Raw genomic sequence first — 23,450 nt, 5'->3', positions numbered from 1 at the left:
TCAATCCTCAAATGGGTCAGTGACAAGGATGGTGTCTTCGCGCTCTGGGCTGGTTGAGAGGATGGCCACAGGGCACTCAATCAACTCTTCAACGCGACGCACATACTTGATCGCGGCCGCTGGAAGGTCGTTCCAGCTGCGCGCCCCTTCTGTGCTCTCGCTCCAACCCGGCATTGTTTCGTAAATCGGCGTGACGCGAGCTTGATGATCGGCGGCAGTTGGCAAATAGTCCACCCGCTTCCCGTCGAGTTCATACCCCACACAAATTTTGAGTTCTTCAAACCCGTCAAGCACGTCGAGCTTGGTAAACGCGATGCCGGACACTCCAGACGTGGCGCAGGTTTGCCGAACCAAAACCGCATCAAACCAACCGCAACGCCGCTTGCGTCCTGTGACCGTCCCAAATTCATGGCCGCGCTCACCAAGCCGTTGGCCATCCGCGTCATCCAGCTCTGCAGGAAACGGGCCTTCGCCCACACGGGTTGTATATGCCTTAACGATTCCAAGCACATAGTCGATTGCACCCGGTCCGACGCCCGTCCCTGTCGCGGCTTGACCCGCGATCACATTAGATGACGTCACAAAGGGGTAAGTGCCAAAATCGATATCGAGCAACGCGCCTTGTGCGCCTTCGAACAAGATACGTTTTCCTGCTTTGCGTTTCTCGTTAAGAATTTTCCAAACAGGAGCCGCATAAGGCAGAACATGCTCGGCGATTTCTTTGAGTTTCGCGAGCAAATCAGCCCGATCAACCTCAGGAAGCCCCATGCCGCGACGCAGCGCGTCATGGTGCTGAAGCAAACGATCCACGCGCGTTTCAAGAGTGGCCTCGTCTGCCAAATCGGCAACACGAATGGCACGACGTCCAACCTTATCTTCATATGCAGGGCCAATTCCGCGCCCCGTCGTGCCAATTTTGGCGACCGTATTGTGGCCTTCGCGCGCACGATCCAGTTCGCCGTGAACTGGAAGAATCAGAGGGGTATTTTCGGCAATCATCAAGTTTTCAGGTGAAATCTCGACGCCCTGCGCCCTCAGCTTGTCGATCTCTTCGATGAGGTGCCAAGGATCAAGAACAACCCCGTTGCCAATCACAGAGAGTTTGCCACCCCGAACAATTCCCGATGGGAGAAGCGACAGTTTATAGACCTTCCCGTCAATAACGAGGGTGTGACCCGCATTGTGACCGCCTTGGAAGCGCGCAATTACATCTGCGCGTTCGCTAAGCCAGTCAACAATCTTGCCTTTTCCTTCGTCGCCCCATTGAGCGCCTACGACGACTACATTTGCCATTATTCTATCCCGGTGATTGGAAAACCCGCGCCCGTATAACTTGCTATGGACTTACAGGGAACCTCTAAAACACCGTTTACCCCCCAAAGCACAAGACAGGGGTACTTCTTTTGCAGAATTCCCTAGAAATGCAGCAACACCCGCGAGGATTTCACGGGGCCGACCAAGGGCTTTCAACGAATAGGGTTGCGAGCACGGGAAAAGCCGCCTAAATAACTCCAAATCTCAAGCGAGGCTGCTTCATGGAAAATATCGTTCTTGTCATCCACCTACTTCTTGCGTTGTCATTGATCGGCATCGTTCTAATCCAACGTTCCGAAGGGGGCGGCTTGGGTATTGGCGGTGGCGGCAACGGGGGCACCTCGGGGCGCTCCGGCGGGACAGCCCTTGGCAAAGTCACTTGGGTTTTGGCGGGCGGATTCATCATGACGTCGATCACCTTGACTGTAATTGCAGCACAAAATGCTGGTGCAGGGTCGGTTTTGGATCGCGTTGGTGGAAGGGCCCCTGCGCCGATTGAAGCTCCGGCTTCCTCACTTGGTGAAGGTGACGCTTTGCTGCCGCCGTCATCTGGCGACGAAACGCTTACACCCCCCGCCGCCGAATAAACTACTATAAATTGAGAACGAGCAGAAATGCTCCGCAGCATCTTGCGATTGGGTTGCGGTTTCCTTGAGAATCCGTTATAACTCAACTCCCGTGATGCTGCGCTTTTTTGCGCCGTTTTCATCTCAGTTAAAACACTCACGGGAGACGTTCGCCACATGGCTCGTTATATTTTCATTACTGGTGGCGTTGTGTCTTCACTTGGCAAGGGTTTGGCTTCGGCGGCTCTTGGCGCTTTGTTGCAAGGCCGTGGTTATACTGTTCGCCTACGTAAGCTCGACCCTTACCTCAACGTAGACCCCGGAACCATGAGCCCATTTGAGCATGGCGAAGTTTTTGTGACCGATGATGGCGCCGAAACTGACCTTGATTTGGGCCACTACGAACGATTCACGGGCGTCGCTGCGCGTAATACGGATTCCATCTCCTCTGGGCGTGTTTATTCCACTGTGTTGGAAAAAGAACGCCGCGGCGATTATTTGGGTAAAACCATTCAGGTCATCCCGCACGTGACCAATGAGATCAAGGAGTTCCTACATATTGGCGAGAATGAAGTCGATTTCATGCTTTGCGAAATTGGTGGCACTGTGGGCGACATCGAAGGCTTGCCCTTCTTTGAAGCAATCCGTCAATTCGCCCAAGACAAGCCGCGCGGCGAATGTATTTTTATGCATCTCACCCTGTTGCCGTACCTTGCCGCTTCGGGGGAGTTGAAAACCAAACCCACGCAACACAGCGTCAAAGAATTGCGCAGCATCGGGATCGCCCCAGACGTGCTTGTCTGTCGTTCCGAACAACCCATCCCAGAAAAAGAGCGCGAAAAAATCGGCCTTTTCTGTAACGTCCGCAAAGACAAAGTGATCGCAGCATACGACCTCAAATCGATCTACGAAGCCCCCCTCGCTTATCACCGCGAAGGCCTCGACACGGCGGTCCTTGATGCTTTTGGCATCGACCCCGCACCGGCGCTCGACCTCACCCGCTGGGTTGATGTCGCAGACCGCGCCTTCAACCCCGAAGGCGAAGTGAAAATCGCGATTGTCGGCAAATACACCCAACTTGAGGACGCATATAAATCCATCGCCGAAGCTCTTGTGCATGGAGGAATGGCCAACCGCGTGAAAGTGAAAATCGAATGGGTCGATGCCGAGATTTTCGACACAACCGACGCCGCCCCCTATCTTGAAGGGTTTCACGCGATCCTCGTTCCCGGTGGCTTTGGCGAACGTGGAACCGAAGGCAAAATCAAAGCGGCCGAATTTGCACGCACCCGTAAAATCCCCTATCTCGGGATCTGTTTGGGCATGCAAATGGCGGTCATTGAAGCCGCACGCAATGTGGCCCACCTCACCGATGCGGGTTCCGAAGAATTCGACCAAGAATCCGGTGAAAAGCGTTTTACTCCCGTGGTTTACCACCTCAAGGAATGGGTACAGGGCAACCATAAAATCGCGCGTAGACTGTCTGATGACAAGGGCGGCACAATGCGATTGGGCGCCTACACGGCCACTTTGAAAGAAGGCTCCAAAGTCGCAGAAGTCTATGGCACGACCAGCATCGAGGAACGCCATCGCCACCGCTATGAAGTTGATGTGCGTTACCGTGAGCAATTGGAGGCCGTTGGCCTTCAGTTCTCGGGCATGAGCCCAGACGGGAAACTCCCCGAAATCGTCGAGTGGAAAGATCACCCGTGGTTCATCGGCGTGCAATATCACCCCGAACTAAAATCCAAACCCTTCGCGCCGCACCCGCTTTTTGAAGGCTTCGTAAAAGCTGCCAAGGACAATTCGCGTCTGGTCTAACGGTGGTGAAATGCCTAACCTACCAAAAATTGGGGGGGACATATGACAGACCGTCTCAAAGGATACTGGATCGCGCATGTAGATGTGGGCGATCCGGAAGGTTACAAATCCTATGTCGCGGCGAACGGCGTTGCCTTTGCTAAAACCTCCCTAAAGGAAGCAACATAACTAAAATGATTGATAAAATATTTTCTCTTTTTGCCCCTGAAGCAGAGCCACAAAAACTCGACGACCGCATTGCAATTGCGGGGTTGCTTGTGCGCATAGCACGCACCGATGGCGATTATTCCCACACAGAAATCGCCCGCATCGACCGTATTTTGGCAAAACGCTACGAGATCACCCCCGAGCAAACCACCGAGTTGCGTCAGGAAGCCGAAGTCTTTGAGAAGTCGGCCCCCGACACCGTCCGCTTTACCCGCTCGATCAAGGATTCGGTGCCACACGACGAGCGCGAGGCCGTTATCGAGGCTCTATGGGAAGTGGTTTTGGCCGATGGTGTCCGCAATACATACGAAGACACACTCATGCGTTTGCTCGCAAACCTACTGGGTATCACGGACATGGACAGTGCGCGCTGTCGTCAACGTGTTTTATCCAATCAATAATCCCCAATTTCCTGGACCGAGGCGCCCCCGACAATTGGGCGTTTCGCACCAAATTGCGTTCCCTTACGTCAATCGTCCTTTCTGTTTGCAATTTTAAGGAATATCCTTCCTAATAATGAACCAAATCCAAACAGCTGGAATACCGTGACAAAACCTAAAGCAAACGACACACAAACTCCTGTGATAGAAATCCGCAACCTGCATAAATCCTATGGGCCGCTGGAAGTCCTTAAGGGTGTGGACATCTTGGCGAACCGTGGGGATGTTGTGTCGCTGATTGGCTCTTCTGGGTCAGGAAAGTCCACCCTTTTACGGTGTGCGAACCTGCTAGAAGATAGCCAAAGTGGGGATATCCTTTTTGAAGGCGAGCCTATTTCTTGGCGCGGCCAAGGTTTGGGGCGGCACCCCGCCGACCGCGCGCAGGTCACACGTATTCGCACCAACCTGTCGATGGTTTTTCAACAGTTCAATCTGTGGGCGCATATGAGCATCCTGCAAAACGTGATGGAAGCCCCTGTTACCGTCCTCGGAGAGGACCGTGAGGCGGTTGAGTTGCGCGCGCGCGACCTGTTGGCAAAAGTGGGGATTGGCGACAAATGTGATGCCTATCCTGCGCAACTTTCTGGTGGTCAGCAACAACGCGCCGCCATCGCGCGTGCGTTGTGTATGCAGCCCAAAGCCCTCCTGTTCGACGAGCCTACAAGTGCCCTTGATCCAGAGCTGGAGCAAGAAGTTGTAAAAGTCATCAAAGACTTGGCAAACGAAGGCCGCACGATGATATTGGTTACGCACGACATGCGGTTGGCGAATGATGTTTCGGACCACGTCGTGTTTTTGCATCAGGGAATCATCGAAGAGCAAGGCCCGCCGTCGACCCTTTTCACCGCCCCTAAAACCACTCGTTTGCAGCAATTTCTCAGCGCCACGGTGAGTGCATAATGCCTGCACCTAGTGCCCTTGTTGCGCTCACATTTGTGAATCGCCCATTAGAGTTTGATTCCAAAATCGCCCTAAATTTCGGCCCTTCGGGCATAACCCAGTTTCTCAACGACGGAACCAAGAATGCGCGTACCAAGCGTTGGTTCCCCGTTGGCGGAAGACTTACGTAATTACACCTCACGGAGACTAAAATGAAAAATATCCTTCTTTCGACCGCAGCTTTAGTTTTTACAACGAGCGTTGCCTTCGCTGACACCGTTCGCATGGGCACAGAGGGTGCCTACCCTCCCTACAACTTCGTCAACGATAATGGCGATCTCGACGGATATGAAATCGTCTTGGGCAATGAACTCTGCAAACGTGCCGAATTGACATGTGAATGGGTCCAAAACGATTGGGACAGCATCATCACAAACCTCAACTCCGGCAACTACGACACAATCATTGCAGGCATGTCCATCACGGACGAGCGTAAAGAAGTCATTGATTTCTCGCAAAACTACACGCCACCAGCGGCTTCCGCTTACCTCGCTTTATCCGCAGATGTTGACCTAACATCTGGTGTTGTTGCTGCACAAGCCGCTACAATTCAAGCAGGTTACATTGCAGAATCCGGTGCAATCTTGGTTGAATTCGCAACTCCAGACGAAACCGTCGCTGCAGTCAAAAATGGTGAAGCAGACGCAGTCTTCGCAGACGGCGACTACCTTTATCCCATCGCGGCGGAAAGCGGTGGCGATATGCTTATCGTTGGTGAACCCGTTGGTTTGGGCGGCGGCATCGGCATCGGCATGCGCAAAAGCGACACAGAACTTAAAGCAAAATTCAACACAGCCATCGATTCTATGAAAGCTGACGGCACGTTGAACGCTTTGATCACCGAATGGTTCGGCGCAGACGCCCAAGTATTCTAAACCTTAATAGTCAACGCGCGCCTTGAAAAAAGGCGCGCGTTTTCCTTTTGGCCAAACCACTCAGGGGACTGTCCGATCTTTTCATATTGCTCCGATCCGTCCGCCCTCGAAGGCCTGACATGGCTGTCGTGCTATCTCACGACAGGAAAACATTTCGCGTTTTACAGTTCGTTTTTAACGGTGCTCTTCTTGCTGGCCGTGACCGCACCCGTTGCCTTATTTTTTGGTTTCTTGGGCGCGACAGCATCCCGTAGCCACATCGCCCCTCTGCGCTGGTTTGGAAAAAGTTACACCTCCGTCGTGCGCGGGGTTCCTGATATTGCGTTCTTTATGTTCTTTGTCATCGCCCTTGACCAAGCTGTCGAATGGACGCGCCACAAGGTAAAATGCCCCGAATGGACCGACGCCATTCGTCAGGGCAGTGATTTCCTTGTCTGCCCCGATGCCAAAATGCCCCTCTCCTCCTCGGCCCAATGGGTCCATGAAACCTACAGTTTCTCAATCGCGGTTTTTACCTTTGCGATCGTGTTCGGCGCCTTTGCGGCCAACGTTCTCTATGGCGCGATGCAAGCCGTCCCCCGTGCCCAAATGGAAACAGCCGAAGCTTACGGTATGTCGCACCGCCAAAGTTTCTGGCGCATTCTTGTGCCGCAAATGTGGATTTTCGCGCTGCCTGGCCTCTCCAATCTTTGGTTGATCCTTGTAAAAGCCACGCCACTTTTGTTCCTTTTAGGCATTCATGACATCGTCTTTTGGGCCCGCGAAATGGGGGGCCACAAAACCAATGCCTTCGACTATCCGCATCCAGATTGGCGCATTTGGTATTTCCTTGGTTTGATGGTCTTCTACCTCACACTAACCAAAGTGAGCGAAATCGCCTTTGCCAAATTGACGCGTAAACTTTCCCGTGGTCAGGCAACCGCAGGCGGCGAAGCCCAGCGACGCGAGGCCACGGCATGAGTTGCCTCGAAACCATCCAAAACTACGGCCTGCGCTCCCTCGGATACGGTGAACGGCTTCTGCCCAAAACCGACTTCACTCTGTGTGATCAATTCACGTTGATTGGTTCGGGTATGATTTGGAACATCTATTTCGGCGTCCTCGCCCTCATCTTTGGCTTCTTTGCCGCCACAGCCGTGGCCATGGCCAAAAGCTCACATCGCTGGATTCTGCGCCGTCCCGCCGAGATTTTCATCTTTATCTTTCGCGGCTCACCCCTGTTTATTCAGTTCTTTTTGGCGTATGAGACCTTCGTGCTCCTGCCCAAACTCGGCATCGACCTCAACCTAGGATTCGTCGAGATTACGCTCGAAACCCGCATGTTAACAAAGGCTTGGCTCGGGGCATTGCTGGTGCTTTTCCTCAACACAACGGCCTATACTGCGGAAATCTTCTATGGTGCGCTGAACTCTATTCCCAAGGGGGAAATCGAGGCTGCCGATGCCTACGGTTTAACCGGTTGGAAGAAATTCCGGCGGGTGATTTTCCCCACCATGCTGCGCCTCTCGTGGCCCGCTTACACCAACGAGGCGATCTTCCTCTTCCACGCCACAACTTTGGTCTATTTCTCGGGCTTTCCGGCATGGCAGCAACGCGGCGATGCGTTGTATTACGCCAGTTATTTTGCGGATAAAACGTTCAACCCGTTCGTCCCTTATCCGATCCTTGCCATGTACTACGTGCTTTTGACGTTTGTTGTGATTGGGATTTATGGGGCTATCAGTAAATATCTCAATCGGCATTTACCGCAAGAAGTCCGACGCAAATTTCAGTTCAGACCTCAGATCATTCGCTGACGCGTGACACGCTGAAAACAGGGGGTTTTTGCGGTAGAATGAGCGTTTTCTACCGCAGAGCCAATCGGCTTAACTCATTTTTGAAAGCTTACTTTGTAGTTCCGCCAACTGTTTCTTGATGTCAGCCAGATCACTATCGCTACTCGCGGTGTCTTTTGAGGCAGGCTGCTCCGATGTAGGCGCGGTCCATCCGCCGGTCATGGTCTTCAAAAACGCTTCCTGTTGCGCTTTTAGCGCGTCAAGACCAGGGATGCCGGCCAAAGGACTGGGAAAGCCGCCCATAACTTTGGTCTGGCTCTCGCGGAGCATTTCAAAGCTCGCAGAGAGAAAGTCAGGGACAACGCTGCCTGCTTGGTTTGTATAGCTACGCACCAAATCCATGAGGACATTGACGGGCAATACATTGTCACCACGGCTTTCTCTCTCCGCAATAATCTGTAGAAGATATTGCCGTGTCAGATCGTCGCCGCTTTTTAGGTCAATAATCTGGACCTCACGCCCTGTGCGGATAAAGCCTGCGATGTCTTCAAGAGTGACGTAGTCGCTGGTCTCGGTATTATAAAGACGGCGGCTGGCATAACGTTTGATAAGTAGTGTTTTTTCGGCTTCGCTCACAGGGATCCCCTTCTTCTGCAATGCAGAAGGATTGCGCATGCGCAGAAGGAAAGCAACAAAAAGAAAGGCGAGACCCGAGAGGATCTCGCCTTAAGAGGAAGCGCGGGAGGGAGGGAGGAGGAGACCCGCGGTTAGAACCTCAAATTACTTCGTGGCCGCTTTTGCAGCTTTCGTAACGTCTGCGGTTGCTTTGTTAACAGCAGCGTTTGTTTCTTCAGTGATGTCTTTGCCAGCAGCAAGCATCAGTTCAACGGTTTCAGCTTGAACTTTTTTCGCAATTTCAGCGAAAGCGGCCAAGTTTTCAGAAGCCATTTCAGCAGTTGAAGAAGCGAATTCTGTCAATGCTTTGCTATAATCAGCTGGCTCAGTTTTAACTGCGGAAACTGCGGACAGTTTCGCGAGTGTTTCTTTTGTCCATTTTGTGGAAATCTCGTTAGATTTCTCAGCAGCTGTCAAAGCTACTTTGGACATTTTGTCGCCAAGGGCGGCGGAATTTTTGAACGCGCCTTCAAATGCAGTTGTGTCTACTGGGAATGCGCCAACCATGTCTTGCATGATCTTGGTGAAATCTTGTGCTTGTGTCATGTGTTCGCTCCTAAGTGCAGGCGGGAAGTTCCGCTGAATTTCTCTTGTACAAACAATATGCATACTGCAGCGCGGCATTTCAAGCTTTTTATGCTGCATCGCAGCATTATTATTCAATATCCTTATAAATCAATCACTTATTGGTGCCAAAACATAGGTTCCAGGAGCAGGGCAAAGCTCTGGATAGCCCGAATCACCGGGAATTCGCGCCGGAACCTGCCCGCCTGAGTGGTCAGACAGCCATTTTCCCCATCGTTCCCACCATGAGCCCTCATGAAACTCTGCGCCTTCTTTCCACGCGTCTGCGGTAAGGGTCATGTCCTCATTGGTATAATGGCCGTATTTTTTCTTGCTGGGCGGATTCACGATCCCAGCGATATGGCCACTTTCAGACAGAATAAAGGTTTTGGATTTACTCTGGAACTGACTCACGCCGCGATACGAGGAGGTCCAAGCCGCGATATGGTCGGTCTCACAGGCGATAGCACAAACGGGCACGTCCACATCTTTGATCGAGAGCACCTCGCCCTCCATTTCATAGATTCCGCGCGCGAAGTGATTTTCTTGACAAAGGTTACGCAGATATTCGACCGTCATCTGGCCCGGAAGGTTCGTTCCGTCGCCGTTCCAATAGAGAAGGTCAAACGCTGGCGGCGCCTCCCCCATCATATAATTCCGGATAGCGGGCGCATAGATCAGGTCATTGGAGCGCAAATACGAAAAGGTCTTAGACATGAAGAGCGAGTCCAAAACACCTGTCTCAGCGACTTCGCGTTCAATCCCACCAACAAAGCCTTCGTCCAAAAACACGCCAACTTCGCCCTGATCCGAGAAATCCGTTAGCGTGGTAAAGAAGGTCGCTGATTTTATCGATTTGTCCCCCGCCTTTTTCATTTTTGAAAGTGTTAGCGACAAAGTCGTTCCGGCGATGCAATAGCCCACAACATTGACGCTCTTTTCCTTGGTAATCTTTTTGACCGTCGCGATGGCCTCAAGGTACCCCTCATTCACATAATCCGCCAATCCCACATCCTTATAGGAAGCGTTCGGGTTGACCCAAGAGACGACAAACAGGGTAAACCCTTGTTCTGTAATCCAATTTATCAAACTATTCTGCGTCTTGAGGTCCAAAATATAGAATTTATTGATCCACGGCGGAAAGATAATCAACGGAGTCTTATAGACGGTTTCGGTTTGGGGGGCATATTGCACAAGTTCAAACATGCGATTGCGAAAGACGACCGATCCTTTGCTCGTCCCAAGATTTTCACCAACTTTAAAGGCCCTTTTGTCGGCCAAAGTTACCAAAAGCTCGCCATCATTGGCTTCAATATCGCGCACAAGGTTTTCCAGCCCATCCACCAAGGATTGCCCCTCGGTCTCGGCTGCTTTGGCCAACGCCGTCGGGTTTGTCCCAAGAAAATTATTGGGCGAAAACATATCCACAATCTGGCGACTAAAGTAATCGACTCGCTTTTTATCTGACGGATCTAGCCCGTCAAGGTCCGCCACGGCCTGCGAAACAGCATCGCTGCCCATCAAATATTGTTGCTTAATATAATTGAAATACGGATGCGTATCCCACGCGGGGTCTGCAAATCGACGATCGGTAGGCCCAGAATCTTTGGGCGCCTCAATTTTACCTTCGCTTAAAGTATGCTGCGCATCCACGTAATGCTTAAGCGACTTCCCCCAATAGGCAACCTGATGTTCGACCATTTTTGACGGATTATTTACCATTTCGGCCATATAAGCGGCAGCGGCCTTCATGAAGAGGTCGCTACTTGGGCCTTGGAGGTTGGGATCAATTTTACGTTTTTTCGAAAGGGCGGCGACAAGGCGCGCCGAAAGCGCCTCCACCTTAGCCAGATTCTCTGACAGACGTTCAGATGTCACATTTCCGTTTGAATCTGAGGATTTTTCGTCGGAATCGTTCTGATTGGTTGTCATATGATTTTTTCTACCCTAATCTTTCTGCAAGTGCAGCATAGTGCAGGACGCGCGTGCAGCACAAATCAAGCTTAGCCTGAGAAATCAGCGCTGTGAAGGAGCGAATATGCGGTATATGGCCACCTATGACATGATGGAAACAATGCGCAATACCAACGAGTGGTTGGGCGCATCTGCAAAAGCCGTCGCTGCCTTCCCTGCCATGGGCCTTGTTCCCAACCCGTTTTTGCAATGGATAGGCGCATGGGGCGACGTCACAGAGCGTAGTTTCGCCCGTATGGCGGTCAAGCCAGACTGGGGCATTCATTCGATTCCTGCCGAGGACGGATGCGATCATTTGGTCTCAGTTGAATCCGTTGTCTCGCGTCCTTTTGGCGATTTGATCAAGTTTAACGTGCAAGGCCGTCCCGAAAAGGCGCGCAAAATCTTGTTGGTCGCTCCGATGTCCGGCCACTACGCAACCCTTTTGCGCAGCACCGTCGCGAGCCTTCTTCCAGACGCCGAAATCTATATCACCGACTGGCACAATGCGCGGGACATTCCCGTCTCCGAAGGCAAGTTTGATATTGAAGATTACACCCTTTACCTCGTTGATTTTATGCGAGAAATTGGACCAGAAGCCAATGTGATTGCCGTTTGTCAACCCGCGCCCCTAGCGCTCGCTGCGACAGCCTACCTCGCGGAGCTCGATCCGTCCGCACAACCCCGCACCCTGACGCTCATCGGTGGGCCAATCGACCCCGATGCCGCTGCAACCGACGTTACCGACTTTGGTCGCCGTGTCACAATGGGCCAACTCGAAAAAACCGCAATTCAACGCGTCGGATTCAAATTCAAGGGCGTCGGACGCATGGTCTATCCGGGCCTACTGCAACTCGCGTCTTTTGTATCGATGAACAGCGAGCGCCACTCAGAAGCTTTCAAAAATCAAATCACCCGCGTCTCAAAAGGCGAAGCTGGCGACCATGATGCGCACAACCGTTTCTATGACGAATATCTTGCCGTGATGGACATGACAGCCGAGTTCTACCTCTCGACTGTCGAGCGGATTTTCAAAGACGGCGAAATCGCAAAGAATCAGTTCGTTGTTAACGGTACGCCCATCGATATCGGAAAAATCACTTCGGTTGCGGTCAAAACCGTCGAGGGGGCAAACGACGATATTTCGGCACCGGGCCAATGCGTGGCCGCGCTCGACTTGTTGACCGGCCTGCCTGATAGCAAAAAAGCTAGTCACCTTGAACCTGGCGCGGGACACTTTGGTATTTTCGCAGGCAAAAGCTGGCGCAACAATATCCGCCCGCTTGTCCTTGATTTCATCGATGCGAATGCAAAACCCGAAACGCCAAAAGCTGCTGAGAAACCTGTACAAAAATCTGCAACAGTGACCAAACTCAAAGCCTAATGCGGCAAATCTAGCCCGCGAAATTTCGGGAAATCAAAATACCGTGCTGCGCGCACCGCTTGCTCCTCAGATGGCGCATCCCCCGCGCGCAGAACAACAGAATTCCCGCCAATCCACCCGCGAATATCCCGCTTTGGCACCTCGCTAAACGTAAGATTGAACGCCGCGAGTTTTGGAAAAAACCGTATTTCGGAATAGGGCAAATGATCGTGCAACCACCACGCCAGATCATGCCAATCCCGCCCCTTTTCATATCGGTCCGCAAACCACGGAATCACGATGCACGCACAGGCTCCCATGGCGCCGCGTGGATCTTTCCTGTCCCAAATATGCCCGCCAAAATCCACGTCATTTCTGGCGCAGTTCAGCGCGTTCTCGTTGCCAAACCGGTTCAAATCCGCCGCGCGAAATCCTGAACGCACAGAGATCGAACCAAAAGTTTCCTGAAGCGGATCAAGCAGTTGCGTACAAAGCGCACGCCCTGCCGCAATCGCAAGTTCCGGATCGTCGGGAATATTTGAAAACCCGTGCACCGCGCCAATTTCCGAATACAGAAAATCGCGCATGAAGAAATACTTCGACAGCCGCGTGCGCCCAAAGGCCTCAAGCCCTCGCATGCTCGCGGGTTTACGCATCTATTTCACGCCGTTCCATTGGAATTCACCCTTTGGCCCCAGCGGTGAAAACGGGTTATGCGCAATTTCCCACACATGCCCGTCTGGATCGGCGAAAAACCCGTGGTGTCCGCCCCAAAACACATCAACTGCGGGCTTTAACACCGTCCCACCGGCCTGTTTTGCCCGTTCCAATAACGGCGCGACATCTTCTTTTTGGGGCACATTATGGCCGAATGTCACCCCGCTAAAACCGCCGACATCCGCAACCGGAATGCCGAGATCATCGGCCAAAGCCGCCCTCGGATACAACCCAAGCGTCTGGCCAATCAGGTCAAATGCAATGACCCCATCCGGACTTTCCACCCGCGTCCAACCCAACCCCTCATAAAACGCGGCCGACGCATCCATATCGGCCACACCAAGCGTTATCAAACTTACTCGTTGGTCCATTATTTCAGCCTTTCAAAATTTCGCCCGTGCGATGACCTTCTCACAGGTCTTTGTTATCAGGTTTAGGCATTCAGGCGTCGAGAAGCGGTGATCGGCCCCCTTGACCAGCGTCAGGCGGACATCACCGCCCTCAACATGTTCCAAAAGGCGCATCGCCACCGAAGTATCCACATCCGCATCGGCAGTTCCCTGCAAAAATCGCGTGGGAAATGGCAGAGAAAGCGGGCTACGCAGCACGAGTTCTTCGCGCCCATCCTCGATCAGCTTTCGAGTGATAATATACGGCCCATCGTCATAGTCACTGGGCAAGGCAACCTGCCCCGTTTCGGCCATTTCCGCCTTTTGTGCCACGTCAAAACCGCCCCACATGCTATCCTCGGTAAAATCGGGCGCAGCGGCAATTCCCACCAGTCCGGCGACTTTTTCGGGCATCGCGCGCGCCACAAGAAGCGCCATCCAGCCCCCCATAGATGAACCAACCAAGATCTGTGGCCCTTCCGTCAATGTGCGAATGGCGGCCTGTGCGTCTGCGGCCCATTCGCCGATGCTTCCGTCCGTAAATGCGCCCGAACTTTCGCCATGCCCCGAATAATCAAACCGCAAAAAGGCGCGGCCTGTTTTTTTGGCCCAATCCTCAAGGTACACTGCCTTGGTGCCGCCCATATCCGACATGAACCCGCCCAAGAACACCACGCCGGGCCCTTTGCCCTCTGTAAGGTAGTAGGCAATTTTACGCCCTGTGTCGGTGGTTAGAAACTGTGGCTCGCTCATGTTTGGCTCCAAATGACTGCCGATGTGTGACCGCCACAGTGCCGCTCTGGGGCATGGGTTTCAAGCCTTTCAATTCGCCGACGCCCGATTGTCATCGCGGCCTCCCGCCTGAGATTTACCCATAAATCCGCGTTGACTTTACCCGCCCCGCGCGGCAAAACACGCACGAACATATACCCGCAACCGGGCGTTTCGTAGGCGCCAAACTGACGAGGAGCCCCATGATGGCCCAAATCTCCCTTACCCTTCCCGACGGCAATTCCCGCCAATATGATGCTGGCATTACCCCCGCGCAGGTGGCCGAGAGCATTTCCACATCCCTCGCGAAGAAAGCCATTTCCGCGACAGTGAACGGCCAACATTGGGATATGCAATGGCCCATCAACGCCGATGCAAGCCTCGCGCTCCACACTATGAAAGACGAGGAACAAGCCGTTGAGCTGATCCGTCACGACTGTGCCCACATCATGGCGCGCGCCGTGCAAGAGCTTTGGCCTGACGTCAAAGTCACCATCGGCCCCGTGATCAAAAACGGCTGGTACTATGACTTTGATCGCGCAGAAGCCTTCACACCAGAAGACCTCGAAACCATCGAAAAAAAGATGAAGGAGATCATCAACAAGCGCGAGCCTGTGACCACAGAAATTTGGGAACGTGAACGCGCTGTTGATTTCTATCAGGCCAATAATGAGCCTTACAAAGTAGAGCTTATCAATTCCATTCCGGGCGACGAACCCCTGCGCATGTATTGGCACGGCCACTGGCAAGACCTCTGTCGCGGCCCACATCTTCAACACACCGGTCAAGTGCCGGGCGACGCATTCAAACTGATGTCCATCGCGGGAGCCTACTGGCGCGGCGACAGTGACCGCGCGATGCTGCAACGCATCTACGGCGTGGCGTTCCAAAACAAAGACGGCCTCAAGCAGCACCTCCACATGCTCGAAGAAGCCGCCAAACGCGATCACCGCAAACTTGGTCGCGAAATGGACCTCTTCCACATGCAGGAAGAAGCACCGGGCCAAGTGTTCTGGCACGCAAATGGCTGGCGCGTCTATACCGAGTTGCAAGACTACATGCGCCGCAAGCAATATGCCGACGGCTATGTCGAAGTGAACACGCCACAAGTGGTGAACCGCAAGCTTTGGGAGGCGTCCGGTCACTGGGAAGCCTATCAGGAACACATGTTTATTGTCGAAGTCGACGAGGAACATGCGCGCGAAAAAACTGTGAACGCGCTCAAGCCGATGAACTGCCCGTGCCACGTGCAAATCTTCAACCAAGGCATCAAGTCCTACCGCGACCTGCCCCTGCGCATGGCGGAATTTGGCTCCTGTAACCGTTATGAACCTTCGGGCGCACTTCACGGCATCATGCGTGTGCGCGGCTTTACCCAAGACGACGGCCATATTTTCTGTACAGAAAACCAGATCGAATCCGAGACCAAAAAATTCGTCGAGTTTCTGTCGCAAATCTACGGAGAATTGGGCTTCCACAACTGGCGCATCAAACTGTCGACTCGTCCAGAAAAACGCGTCGGCTCGGATGAAAGCTGGGATCTCGTCGAAGACGCCCTCGGTAACGCCTGTAAAGCGGCTGGCTATGAGTTTGAACTCAACCCCGGCGAAGGCGCGTTCTACGGCCCGAAACTTGAGTTCGTTTTAACCGACGCCATTGGCCGCGACTGGCAATGTGGCACCCTTCAGGTCGATCCAAACATCCCCGAACGCCTCAACGCAACTTACGTCGGCGAAGATGGCGCCAAACACACCCCTTATATGTTGCATCGCGCAACCTTGGGATCGTTTGAACGTTTCATTGGGATTTTGATCGAAGAGCACGCAGGGAAATTCCCGTTCTGGCTTGCCCCGCGCCAAGTGGTTGTGGCCTCTATCGTGTCCGATGCGGATGAGTTCGTCTTGGAAGCTGTGGCCGCCCTGCAAAAACGTGGCGTGCGGGCCGAGGCCGACATTCGCAACGAGAAGATCAACTATAAGGTCCGCGAACACAGCCTTGGCAAAGTGCCCGTGATCCTCGCAATCGGTAAGAAAGAAGTCGAAGACCGCACCGTCACCCTGCGCCGTTTGGGTGAAAAGCAAACAAGGGTCTTGGAGCTTGATCAAGTCGTCGAAGACCTCGCGGTTGAAGCAACCCCCCCCGATTTGCGCGACTAAATCGCTCGCATTTTAAGGAATGGCTCGGAAACTTCAGTTTTCGGGCCATTTTTCGTTGCCCTAGGCGCCTGCGCTTTCTGTAACAATCTTCAAGCCGCGCAATTTTCAAACGATTTTCACCAGTATTTTGGCGGATTTGTTTCAATACACCCCCTCATTGATGAAATATTCGACGGAGTACTGCGCGCCTCCAAACTTTCGCTTATGCGACAATTTGTCGTCAGCCCCTTAAAACTAAGAGGATTTTTCACGCGTACGCTCCCACCCGCCTCCTCGCGATACTTCACGCGCCAGTGAATAACGACGATGTGAGTGGCCCGTTCCCTCCTGGCTCGCATAGAGTTTACCCAATCGCTTGCTGCGATTTTTATGACAGTTTTTTAAAGGATATCTCAATGTCTACACACTTCAAAACTCTTGCCGCTGCTGGCGCTGTTGCTGCTGCACTTTCTGCCCACGCTCTTCCTGCTGCCGCCGATGAAGCAAAAGAAAAATGCTTCGGTGTGTCCCTTGCGGGTCAAAACGACTGCGCAGCCGGTCCTGGTACAACATGTGCGGGCACATCCAAAGTCGACTTCCAAGGCAACGCATGGAAACTTGTCGCTACTGGAACTTGCGCAACTATGGACGTAGGCGAAGGCCGCATGGGCTCCCTCGATGCCCTTGAGCGCGACATCCCTGCATAAATTCTGCGCGCCTCACCCGTCTGGGTGGGGCGCATTTTCTCCGAATTACTCGGATTTGGTTCTTAGCCAATTCTGATGTAGACTACCTAGAATAATTTGTGTTCCGGAGGCTCCCGTGCTCGATTCCAACCCGCACCGTTTTGAGGCCCTCCCCAATCGCCCCGGCGTTGGTTACAAACCCCAGCATTTTTCCGCGATCATGACCGATGCCTCCCCCGTGGAATGGCTCGAAATTCACGCAGAAAATTACATGGGTCAGGGCGGCCGCCCCATCGCCCAACTGCGTGCCCTCTCCGAAAAATTCCCAATATCTGTGCATGGTGTCGGCCTGTCGATCGGCGGCGAGAAGCCCCTTGATCCAGACCACCTCGAACGCCTGCGTCACCTGGTTTCATGGCTTAACCCCGCCAGTTTTTCCGAACACCTTGCGTGGTCCACTCATGATGTTGGCTTCATGAACGACCTTTTGCCTCTGCCCTATACTCAAGAAACGCTTTCGCGGATTTGCGACCATATCGATCAAGTTCAATCCACCGTACGCCACCGTATGCTGCTGGAAAACCCGTCCAATTACCTCACCTTCGCCGAAAGCCAAATCCCCGAAGCCGAATTCCTCGCCGAGATCGCTCAACGCACGGGGTGCGGCTTATTATTCGATGTGAACAACGTGTTTATTTCCGCCACCAACCAAAAAACCGACCCATATTCCTACATTGATGCCTTCCCCCTTGATCTGGTTGGGGAAATCCACTTGGCGGGTTTTGAGGAGGACAGTGACGATGATGGCGACCTGCTTTTGATCGACAGCCATGGCCGTGAAGTCGCCGAACCCGTGTGGGAAATGTACGCCTATACCTTGCTCAAAGGCGGTGCCAAACCCAGCCTCATCGAGTGGGACAATGATGTCCCCGATTGGCCAACCCTCGCCGCCGAAGCCCAACGGGTCGCGACGGTTCTTGACACGGTGCCGGTGTGATGGAGACCGTTTCGCAAACCCAGTTCATTCATGCCCTGCTCGACCCAGACACGCCCCCCCCTGAAGGTTTGATTGGCCCCGATGGCTCCCCCGCCGGCAAGCGTTTCTCGGTGTATCGCAACAATGTCGCGGTCTCCCTCACCGAAGCTTTAGGCCAAGCCTTTCCAGTCCTATGTCGCATCGTCGGCCAAGAGTTTTTCGACGCTGTCGCAGGGGTTTACTTGCGCGCCCACCCGCCGCGCTCCCCGCTCATGATGTTCTATGGCGCTGAAATGCCTGCCTTTCTAGCCGAATTCGAACCCGTCGCGCACCTGCCCTATCTGCCCGATGTTGCACGCCTTGAACTGGCTCTTCGCGCCTCATATCACGCAGCGGACGCCCCTCCCATCGCGGCCGAGACCCTGCAATCCATCTCCCCCGACGCGCTTATGGCGGCGCGTCTCACCCTCGCACCCGCCGTGATAATCCTGCGCTCGCCTTGGCCGCTTCACGCGATTTATCTAGTGAATACGCGCTCCGATGCACCCGCTGTCACCCCCAGCGCGCAGGATGTTTTGCTCACCCGTCCGGACTTTGACCCCGAAGCGACTCTCCTACCAGCTGGCGGGGCGGATTTCATCGAAACCCTCGGCAAAAACATGACCTTCGGGGCTGCCTTTGAGGCGGCCAGCACAATACCCGAATTCGATCTCACAACGGTCCTCGGCGCCCTTCTTGCCGGCGGGGCCATCACCCATATTGACCTGATTTAGGATATTTTATGCACGCGCTCCTCACATTATATGACTTCGCAGTTCGTCTACTGACCAAATTTGCGGGCACATGGCTCCTCCCAACCCTTGCGCGCTTTACCTTTGCGGCGACCTTGCTGGTTTACTACTGGAACTCGGCCCTTACAAAACTCGGCGACGGGGTTTTCGGATTTTTGTCGCCTTCCGCTGGGGCCTACGCCCAGATTTTCCCCAAGGCCGCCGAAGCAGTTAGCTATGATACAAGCCAACTCGGGTGGTTTTACTGGGCGGTTGCCGTTGCAGGGATGTGGGCGGAATTCATCCTTCCCGCGCTCATCGTTCTGGGACTTTTCACGCGACTTGGGGCAATTGGCATGATCGGATTTATCTTTGTCCAGAGCCTAACCGATCTCTACGGACACGGCGGAATCAACCAGCCCGGAACCCTCGGCGCTTGGTTTGATGGCGCTCCAGACAGCGGGATCCTTGATCAGCGCCTCTTTTGGATCACAGTTCTTGTTGTGCTCGTCATTAAGGGCGCTGGCCCCCTCTCGGTTGACCGCATTCTCCTAGGTCGCCGTCCCCAAGCCTAAACTCTAAGGACAAACCAGCCTGCAAGCCTCACCTTTGGGTGGGGCTATTTACTTTGCATTAACTCCGCTTGCACGTCTTTACCCCATCCTAAAAACAAACGCTCATCCAGTTGTATCACAGGGCGTTTCATCAAAGTCGGATGCGCGGCCAAAAGGGTAAGCGGGTTCCCTTCGCGTGCTTCGGGAGAAAGTGCGCGCCATGTGGTTGACCGGCGGTTCAAAATATCCTCGCCAAATGCCGCATAAAATCGGGCCAAATCAACGGGTGCCACTCCATCATCCCGCACATCTACCCGCTCAAGAGCGCCAAATTCAGCTTCCAATTCCTTCACAGCCTTGCGACATGTATCGCAATTCTTCAAAGTCCAAATTTTCATCTCAGCCCTCGATTTTTCCGATTTTCACTGTGTTTCCCGACAATTTCGCGCCCAACTTCCGAAACTTCTTGCCTTTTATGAGAATTCAGCTAACGATTTTGACGTGTTAACAGATTTTTGGAAGACCCGCATCCCTCGGGATGCACACCTCCGTAAAATACCTGTCGACACAGCCCGCCGCAATTCCGCGATTGGGTAAGATTGATTAGGGAGAAAACGGATGGCTACCGGCACCGTTAAGTGGTTCAATACAACTAAAGGCTTCGGCTTTATCGCACCAGACGCAGGCGGATCGGACATTTTTGTTCACATCTCGGCTGTTGAACAAGCTGGTCTGACTGGTCTAGCAGACAACCAAAAAGTGGAATACGAATTGGTCGCCGGTCGCGACGGACGTGAATCCGCAGGCAACATCAAGACTGTTGGCTAAACCTTTCTAAAAGATTACACGGCCCGTTCTTTTTCGGGCCGTTTCAATCTTTTTTGTTAAAAAACGGATGCTAACTCAAAGATTTCAAAGGAATCCCTTGCGATTTCCCACATTATCCGTCATACGGATGATGTGACGACAGACTCTATTCTTCCGCCTATCTCCTTCTGAGCAGCCGGTTCGATTTATAACAAGGGCTGATCACCAAACCGCCGCATGTTGTGGGCGGCCAAAATAGGAGACTACGGAAATGGCTACTGGCACCGTAAAATGGTTTAATTCTACTAAAGGCTTCGGCTTTGTTGCACCTGACGCTGGCGGATCCGATGTATTTGTACACATCTCTGCTGTTGAACGTGCAGGCCTCACAGGTCTTGCCGACAACCAAAAAGTTACCTACGACCTTCAAGAAGGCCGTGACGGTCGCGCTTCTGCTGATAACTTGGCACTGGTTGACTAAATTCTTCTTGGCTCACGCCATGATGAAAATGAACACTCTGCGAATTTCGCAGGGTGTTTTTTTTGCGCATTTGATACTCTGTGGGAAATACAACATCCTTAGAGGCACTCATGACCACACTTCTTACTTTTGGCGACAGCAACACCTATGGCGCCGCCCCGCTTTATGCCGACGATATCCGTGAACGATATGATGCGGCAACCCGCTGGCCAACCCGCGTGAGCGCCTCCCTTGGTTGGGATTTGATCGAAGCGGGCCTACCTGGACGTACCGCCGCCACCCCCGATCCAACCGATATGGGCGATCACATGGATGGCCGCCTTGGCCTTGCCATAGCACTGCAAAGCTGTGGCCCGATTGACTACATGACGTTGATGCTCGGCACCAATGACGTCAAAACACACCTTGCCCTCACCGCCACAGAAATCGCTGCCCACATCGAAGGCTTGGTCGCCACCGCACTCTCCGACGAGATGCAAACCCGCCACAACGGCTTCAAACTCCTCCTCATCGCACCGCCCCCCGTGCGCGAAATTGGCTTCCTCACCGAGAAATTCGCAAACGGCGAAACCGCCTCCAACGCCCTCCCCGCCCTCCTCAAAGACATCGCCACCCGCCACGGCACAGCCTACCTAAACGCAGGCGACTACATTGAAGTTAGTGAAATGGATGGCGTCCACTACGGGCCAGAGATGCATGAGAAACTTGCAGTGGCTGTGACGGGCACTCTCGCAAAACTCTAACCAATTCGCTTGCATAAACGGCTTCTATTTGCGTTCTTAATTTCCAGTTTTGGCTCGGCTATTAGTTAGCTTCGGGCCATACTCTTCCACTATTGTCAGCAAATGATCTATAAGCGTCAAAAAACAACTTCTTTGCTCCTCGACAAACTGCACAACCGTATCGAAATGGGTTTCATATTCACCCAGTCGAAGCTTCAATTCGGGCCGCTTCTCATCTTCGAATCTGTACTTCCTCTCACCATTTTCGGCCACATATAGGCTCCCCAAAGCCAAAATTTCGGCCCTTTCTTTGGATAAATTGGCAAGCAAGGCAAAGGCCCCCTGATAACGAGAATCAACACTGGAAACTTTGTTGTAAAAATCAAGCTTCCCACATCTGAGCGCGACACCCTTTTCCGCTGTCGAAAAATTAACTTCTTTTGGGACGAAAATGGTTGGGTCAATTCTATAGATCAAACTTAACTGACGTTCCTTCGATTCCACATCTTTTTGATCGACGTCGATCTCCAAAAGTTTCTGAATTTCCAGAATTTTTTCACGCCCGCTCTTAAGAAGCCCTCCTAAAACACCTAACTGCCGGACAACCTCTTCAAGCTTGACCAAGAGAGAAGCATATTGATCAAAATCAGACTGACGTTTTCTCTTATCCTCGAAATACAGCTGCACCAAAAACGAAAGCGCGGCGCCAACCAAAACGCCGAAAGAGCTCAGAAGAAAAGCATTTCCAGCGATCAAGAGTTGAGTTTCAGCACTCAACCAAATAGCAATGGCTGCCCCAAAAATTAAGCCAAGGAACAGGCCAATCGCCAATAGACCGTCGAAGAAACGCCTCAACCAATCACCCTTCAATCATATCCACGAATTCCCGCCATTCACGCGCTGCCATGCCGGAGTTTTCCTGCGTCACCTCTTCGCCCTTCAAACGGCGACGGATCACATCCAAGGCCTGCGCAGACAAATTCGCGCCGCCCATCCGGTAATCCTCAAACGCCCCAAAGGCCGCCGGAACCCAATCCGCCACAACCTTCGCAATCGCATCCGCATACACACGGATTTCATATTGCGCATGGCTATCCGCCCGCAACCGCAGGAAATGGAACAGGTTGTGCAGGTCGACCTTCCAATACCATTGTGTATAGATATTGCTCGGCAGGTTCATCCGCGCCAATTCCCGCGCCAACCCTTGCTGCCCTTCATCCGACATCATCGCTTCGTAGTTGTCATAGGCGCGATTGGCATCCGACTTCAGGATTTCCAAAACCCGCGCCGCTTCGTCGCCTGTCAAGGTCTCGCCACGTCCCTGATTGTTGATCACCGACTGCGCCGCCAAATGCTCGGGCGCTGGAATATAAAACTCGCGGTCCAAAATAGAATACCGCGCGGAATATTCATTCACATTCGCCGTGCGATGCCGAATCCATTGCCGTGCGACAAAAACCGGCAATTTCACATGCAACTTCACTTCGCACATCTCAAACGGTGTCGAGTGCCAGTGGCGCATCAAATAGCGGATCAAACCCTTGTCATTCTGAACCGATTTCGTGCCCTTCCCATAGGAAACCCGCGCCGCCTGACAGATCGCCGCGTCGTCGCCCATATAGTCGACAACCCGAACAAACCCGTGATCCAACACCTCTTGCGCGGTATAAAGATGCTTTTCCATCCCCGGCGCAACGGCGCGCAACGTGGGTTGCGGGGAGGCGCGAAGGGCTTCAATTTCGGCAAGCTGCTCGGGGCTTAGGGGCATGGTTGGTCCTTATTCGGGGGTCGTCCAGCGATGTCCGACTCGGTTCCACACCTATATATACGAATCCCAAGGGCCTGATATAGGTTTCCAATGGACCTTGCCCACAAAATACGGGGCGATTTCTCGAATGCTATTGAAAAACAACACTTCCGCAAAAACCGACCCTAACGCCTCTCCATCAT

At 53.1% G+C, this 23,450-nt stretch carries 28 protein-coding genes; 18 read left to right on the top strand and 10 right to left on the bottom strand.

From position 1 onward, the window contains the following. A complete protein-coding gene (locus AB9F29_RS01815) occupies window positions 1–1,293 on the bottom strand; it encodes an adenylosuccinate synthase (protein WP_039003326.1) in 1,293 nt (430 codons plus the stop codon). A gap of 242 nt (window positions 1,294–1,535) precedes the next feature. On the opposite strand from AB9F29_RS01815, the gene secG reads away from it, so the two are divergent. The 9 genes from secG (at window position 1,536) to AB9F29_RS01770 (ending at window position 7,958) form a co-directional block, all read left to right on the top strand. Further along, on the top strand, window positions 1,536–1,901 hold the full coding sequence (secG, locus tag AB9F29_RS01810) for a preprotein translocase subunit SecG (RefSeq protein WP_369754384.1): 366 nt from the start codon (window positions 1,536–1,538) through the stop codon (window positions 1,899–1,901). Window positions 1,902–2,057: 156 nt separating this feature from the next. Continuing rightward, entirely contained in the window at window positions 2,058–3,701 is a 1,644-nt protein-coding gene (locus AB9F29_RS01805) for a CTP synthase (RefSeq protein ID WP_369754383.1), read from the top strand. Between the two features lie 42 nt (window positions 3,702–3,743). Then, on the top strand, window positions 3,744–3,869 hold the full coding sequence (locus AB9F29_RS01800) for a DUF1330 domain-containing protein (protein ID WP_369754382.1): 126 nt from the start codon (window positions 3,744–3,746) through the stop codon (window positions 3,867–3,869). Window positions 3,870–3,874: 5 nt separating this feature from the next. Then, a complete protein-coding gene (locus AB9F29_RS01795) occupies window positions 3,875–4,309 on the top strand; it encodes a TerB family tellurite resistance protein (RefSeq protein WP_369754381.1) in 435 nt (144 codons plus the stop codon). Between the two features lie 144 nt (window positions 4,310–4,453). Next, the gene (locus tag AB9F29_RS01790; RefSeq protein ID WP_369754380.1) at window positions 4,454–5,248 is read left to right on the top strand and encodes an ABC transporter ATP-binding protein; all 795 of its coding nucleotides are present in this window, start codon (window positions 4,454–4,456) and stop codon (window positions 5,246–5,248) included. Next, a complete protein-coding gene (locus tag AB9F29_RS01785) occupies window positions 5,248–5,418 on the top strand; it encodes a hypothetical protein (protein ID WP_335585839.1) in 171 nt (56 codons plus the stop codon). The genes AB9F29_RS01790 and AB9F29_RS01785 overlap by 1 nt, the downstream gene beginning before the upstream one ends. A gap of 21 nt (window positions 5,419–5,439) precedes the next feature. Further along, window positions 5,440–6,162, top strand: coding sequence for a transporter substrate-binding domain-containing protein (locus AB9F29_RS01780; protein ID WP_335585840.1), 723 nt, complete (start codon window positions 5,440–5,442; stop codon window positions 6,160–6,162). Between the two features lie 75 nt (window positions 6,163–6,237). Beyond that, window positions 6,238–7,122 (top strand): ABC transporter permease subunit, encoded by an 885-nt coding sequence (locus AB9F29_RS01775; RefSeq protein ID WP_335585847.1) that lies wholly within the window; start codon window positions 6,238–6,240, stop codon window positions 7,120–7,122. Next, on the top strand, window positions 7,119–7,958 hold the full coding sequence (locus tag AB9F29_RS01770) for an amino acid ABC transporter permease (protein ID WP_335585841.1): 840 nt from the start codon (window positions 7,119–7,121) through the stop codon (window positions 7,956–7,958). The genes AB9F29_RS01775 and AB9F29_RS01770 overlap by 4 nt, the downstream gene beginning before the upstream one ends. Window positions 7,959–8,027: 69 nt before the next feature. Here AB9F29_RS01770 and phaR read toward each other — a convergent pair whose 3' ends face one another. The 3 genes from phaR to AB9F29_RS01755 all read right to left on the bottom strand — a co-directional run bounded on the left by phaR (window position 8,028) and on the right by AB9F29_RS01755 (window position 11,108). Beyond that, window positions 8,028–8,573 carry a polyhydroxyalkanoate synthesis repressor PhaR gene (gene phaR / locus AB9F29_RS01765; RefSeq protein WP_039000962.1) on the bottom strand — a complete coding sequence of 182 codons (546 nt, stop codon included), beginning with the start codon at window positions 8,571–8,573 and terminating at the stop codon, window positions 8,028–8,030. 144 nt (window positions 8,574–8,717) lie between these two features. After that, the gene (locus AB9F29_RS01760; RefSeq protein ID WP_039000961.1) at window positions 8,718–9,158 is read right to left on the bottom strand and encodes a phasin family protein; all 441 of its coding nucleotides are present in this window, start codon (window positions 9,156–9,158) and stop codon (window positions 8,718–8,720) included. A gap of 129 nt (window positions 9,159–9,287) precedes the next feature. Then, window positions 9,288–11,108, bottom strand: coding sequence for a PHA/PHB synthase family protein (locus AB9F29_RS01755; RefSeq protein ID WP_369754379.1), 1,821 nt, complete (start codon window positions 11,106–11,108; stop codon window positions 9,288–9,290). A 106-nt stretch (window positions 11,109–11,214) separates the two neighbouring features. Between AB9F29_RS01755 and phaZ the strand changes: the two genes are divergently transcribed. Beyond that, window positions 11,215–12,513, top strand: coding sequence for a polyhydroxyalkanoate depolymerase (phaZ, locus tag AB9F29_RS01750; protein ID WP_369754378.1), 1,299 nt, complete (start codon window positions 11,215–11,217; stop codon window positions 12,511–12,513). On the opposite strand, the gene AB9F29_RS01745 is transcribed toward phaZ, so the two are convergent. From AB9F29_RS01745 to AB9F29_RS01735, 3 genes are read right to left on the bottom strand one after another with little or no spacing between them, the layout of a single operon-like run. Further along, on the bottom strand, window positions 12,510–13,148 hold the full coding sequence (locus tag AB9F29_RS01745) for a hypothetical protein (protein ID WP_369754377.1): 639 nt from the start codon (window positions 13,146–13,148) through the stop codon (window positions 12,510–12,512). The two genes, phaZ and AB9F29_RS01745, sit on opposite strands and share 4 nt — an antisense overlap. Further along, the gene (locus AB9F29_RS01740) at window positions 13,149–13,580 is read right to left on the bottom strand and encodes a VOC family protein (protein ID WP_335586289.1); all 432 of its coding nucleotides are present in this window, start codon (window positions 13,578–13,580) and stop codon (window positions 13,149–13,151) included. It lies immediately after the preceding gene. A gap of 12 nt (window positions 13,581–13,592) precedes the next feature. Next, window positions 13,593–14,351 carry an alpha/beta fold hydrolase gene (locus tag AB9F29_RS01735; RefSeq protein ID WP_369754376.1) on the bottom strand — a complete coding sequence of 253 codons (759 nt, stop codon included), beginning with the start codon at window positions 14,349–14,351 and terminating at the stop codon, window positions 13,593–13,595. A gap of 224 nt (window positions 14,352–14,575) precedes the next feature. Here AB9F29_RS01735 and thrS point away from each other — a divergent pair, with 224 nt between their 5' ends. The 5 genes from thrS to AB9F29_RS01710 all read left to right on the top strand — a co-directional run bounded on the left by thrS (window position 14,576) and on the right by AB9F29_RS01710 (window position 19,511). Then, the gene (thrS, locus tag AB9F29_RS01730) at window positions 14,576–16,525 is read left to right on the top strand and encodes a threonine--tRNA ligase (RefSeq protein ID WP_369754422.1); all 1,950 of its coding nucleotides are present in this window, start codon (window positions 14,576–14,578) and stop codon (window positions 16,523–16,525) included. 395 nt (window positions 16,526–16,920) lie between these two features. After that, window positions 16,921–17,211: a DUF2282 domain-containing protein gene (locus AB9F29_RS01725; RefSeq protein ID WP_039000955.1), complete on the top strand. Its 291-nt coding sequence runs from the start codon at window positions 16,921–16,923 to the stop codon at window positions 17,209–17,211. Between the two features lie 115 nt (window positions 17,212–17,326). Beyond that, on the top strand, window positions 17,327–18,187 hold the full coding sequence (locus AB9F29_RS01720) for a DUF692 family multinuclear iron-containing protein (protein WP_369754375.1): 861 nt from the start codon (window positions 17,327–17,329) through the stop codon (window positions 18,185–18,187). After that, entirely contained in the window at window positions 18,187–18,939 is a 753-nt protein-coding gene (locus AB9F29_RS01715; protein WP_369754421.1) for a DUF2063 domain-containing protein, read from the top strand. Before AB9F29_RS01720 ends, AB9F29_RS01715 begins: the two co-directional genes overlap by 1 nt. 8 nt (window positions 18,940–18,947) lie before the next feature. After that, window positions 18,948–19,511: a DoxX family protein gene (locus AB9F29_RS01710; RefSeq protein WP_039000952.1), complete on the top strand. Its 564-nt coding sequence runs from the start codon at window positions 18,948–18,950 to the stop codon at window positions 19,509–19,511. 44 nt (window positions 19,512–19,555) lie between these two features. On the opposite strand, the gene AB9F29_RS01705 is transcribed toward AB9F29_RS01710, so the two are convergent. Continuing rightward, a complete protein-coding gene (locus AB9F29_RS01705) occupies window positions 19,556–19,888 on the bottom strand; it encodes an ArsC/Spx/MgsR family protein (protein ID WP_369754374.1) in 333 nt (110 codons plus the stop codon). A gap of 220 nt (window positions 19,889–20,108) precedes the next feature. On the opposite strand from AB9F29_RS01705, the gene AB9F29_RS01700 reads away from it, so the two are divergent. The 3 genes from AB9F29_RS01700 (at window position 20,109) to AB9F29_RS01690 (ending at window position 21,521) form a co-directional block, all read left to right on the top strand. After that, window positions 20,109–20,318: a cold-shock protein gene (locus AB9F29_RS01700; protein WP_039000950.1), complete on the top strand. Its 210-nt coding sequence runs from the start codon at window positions 20,109–20,111 to the stop codon at window positions 20,316–20,318. Between the two features lie 250 nt (window positions 20,319–20,568). Then, complete coding sequence (locus tag AB9F29_RS01695) at window positions 20,569–20,778, top strand: cold-shock protein (RefSeq protein WP_039000949.1); 210 nt, start codon at window positions 20,569–20,571, stop codon at window positions 20,776–20,778. A gap of 110 nt (window positions 20,779–20,888) precedes the next feature. Beyond that, a complete protein-coding gene (locus tag AB9F29_RS01690; protein WP_369754373.1) occupies window positions 20,889–21,521 on the top strand; it encodes a GDSL-type esterase/lipase family protein in 633 nt (210 codons plus the stop codon). Window positions 21,522–21,557: 36 nt separating this feature from the next. Here AB9F29_RS01690 and AB9F29_RS01685 read toward each other — a convergent pair whose 3' ends face one another. Both AB9F29_RS01685 and thyX read right to left on the bottom strand, forming a co-directional pair. Then, entirely contained in the window at window positions 21,558–22,355 is a 798-nt protein-coding gene (locus AB9F29_RS01685; RefSeq protein WP_369754372.1) for a hypothetical protein, read from the bottom strand. A gap of 4 nt (window positions 22,356–22,359) precedes the next feature. Beyond that, window positions 22,360–23,268 carry an FAD-dependent thymidylate synthase gene (gene thyX, locus AB9F29_RS01680; protein ID WP_039003319.1) on the bottom strand — a complete coding sequence of 303 codons (909 nt, stop codon included), beginning with the start codon at window positions 23,266–23,268 and terminating at the stop codon, window positions 22,360–22,362. Between the last annotated feature and the right edge of the window lie 182 nt (window positions 23,269–23,450).

The sequence above is a fragment of the Falsihalocynthiibacter sp. S25ZX9 genome (assembly GCF_041205405.1).
Classification (GTDB): domain Bacteria; phylum Pseudomonadota; class Alphaproteobacteria; order Rhodobacterales; family Rhodobacteraceae; genus Falsihalocynthiibacter; species Falsihalocynthiibacter arcticus.
This window is presented reverse-complemented; position numbering and strand designations above follow the sequence as displayed.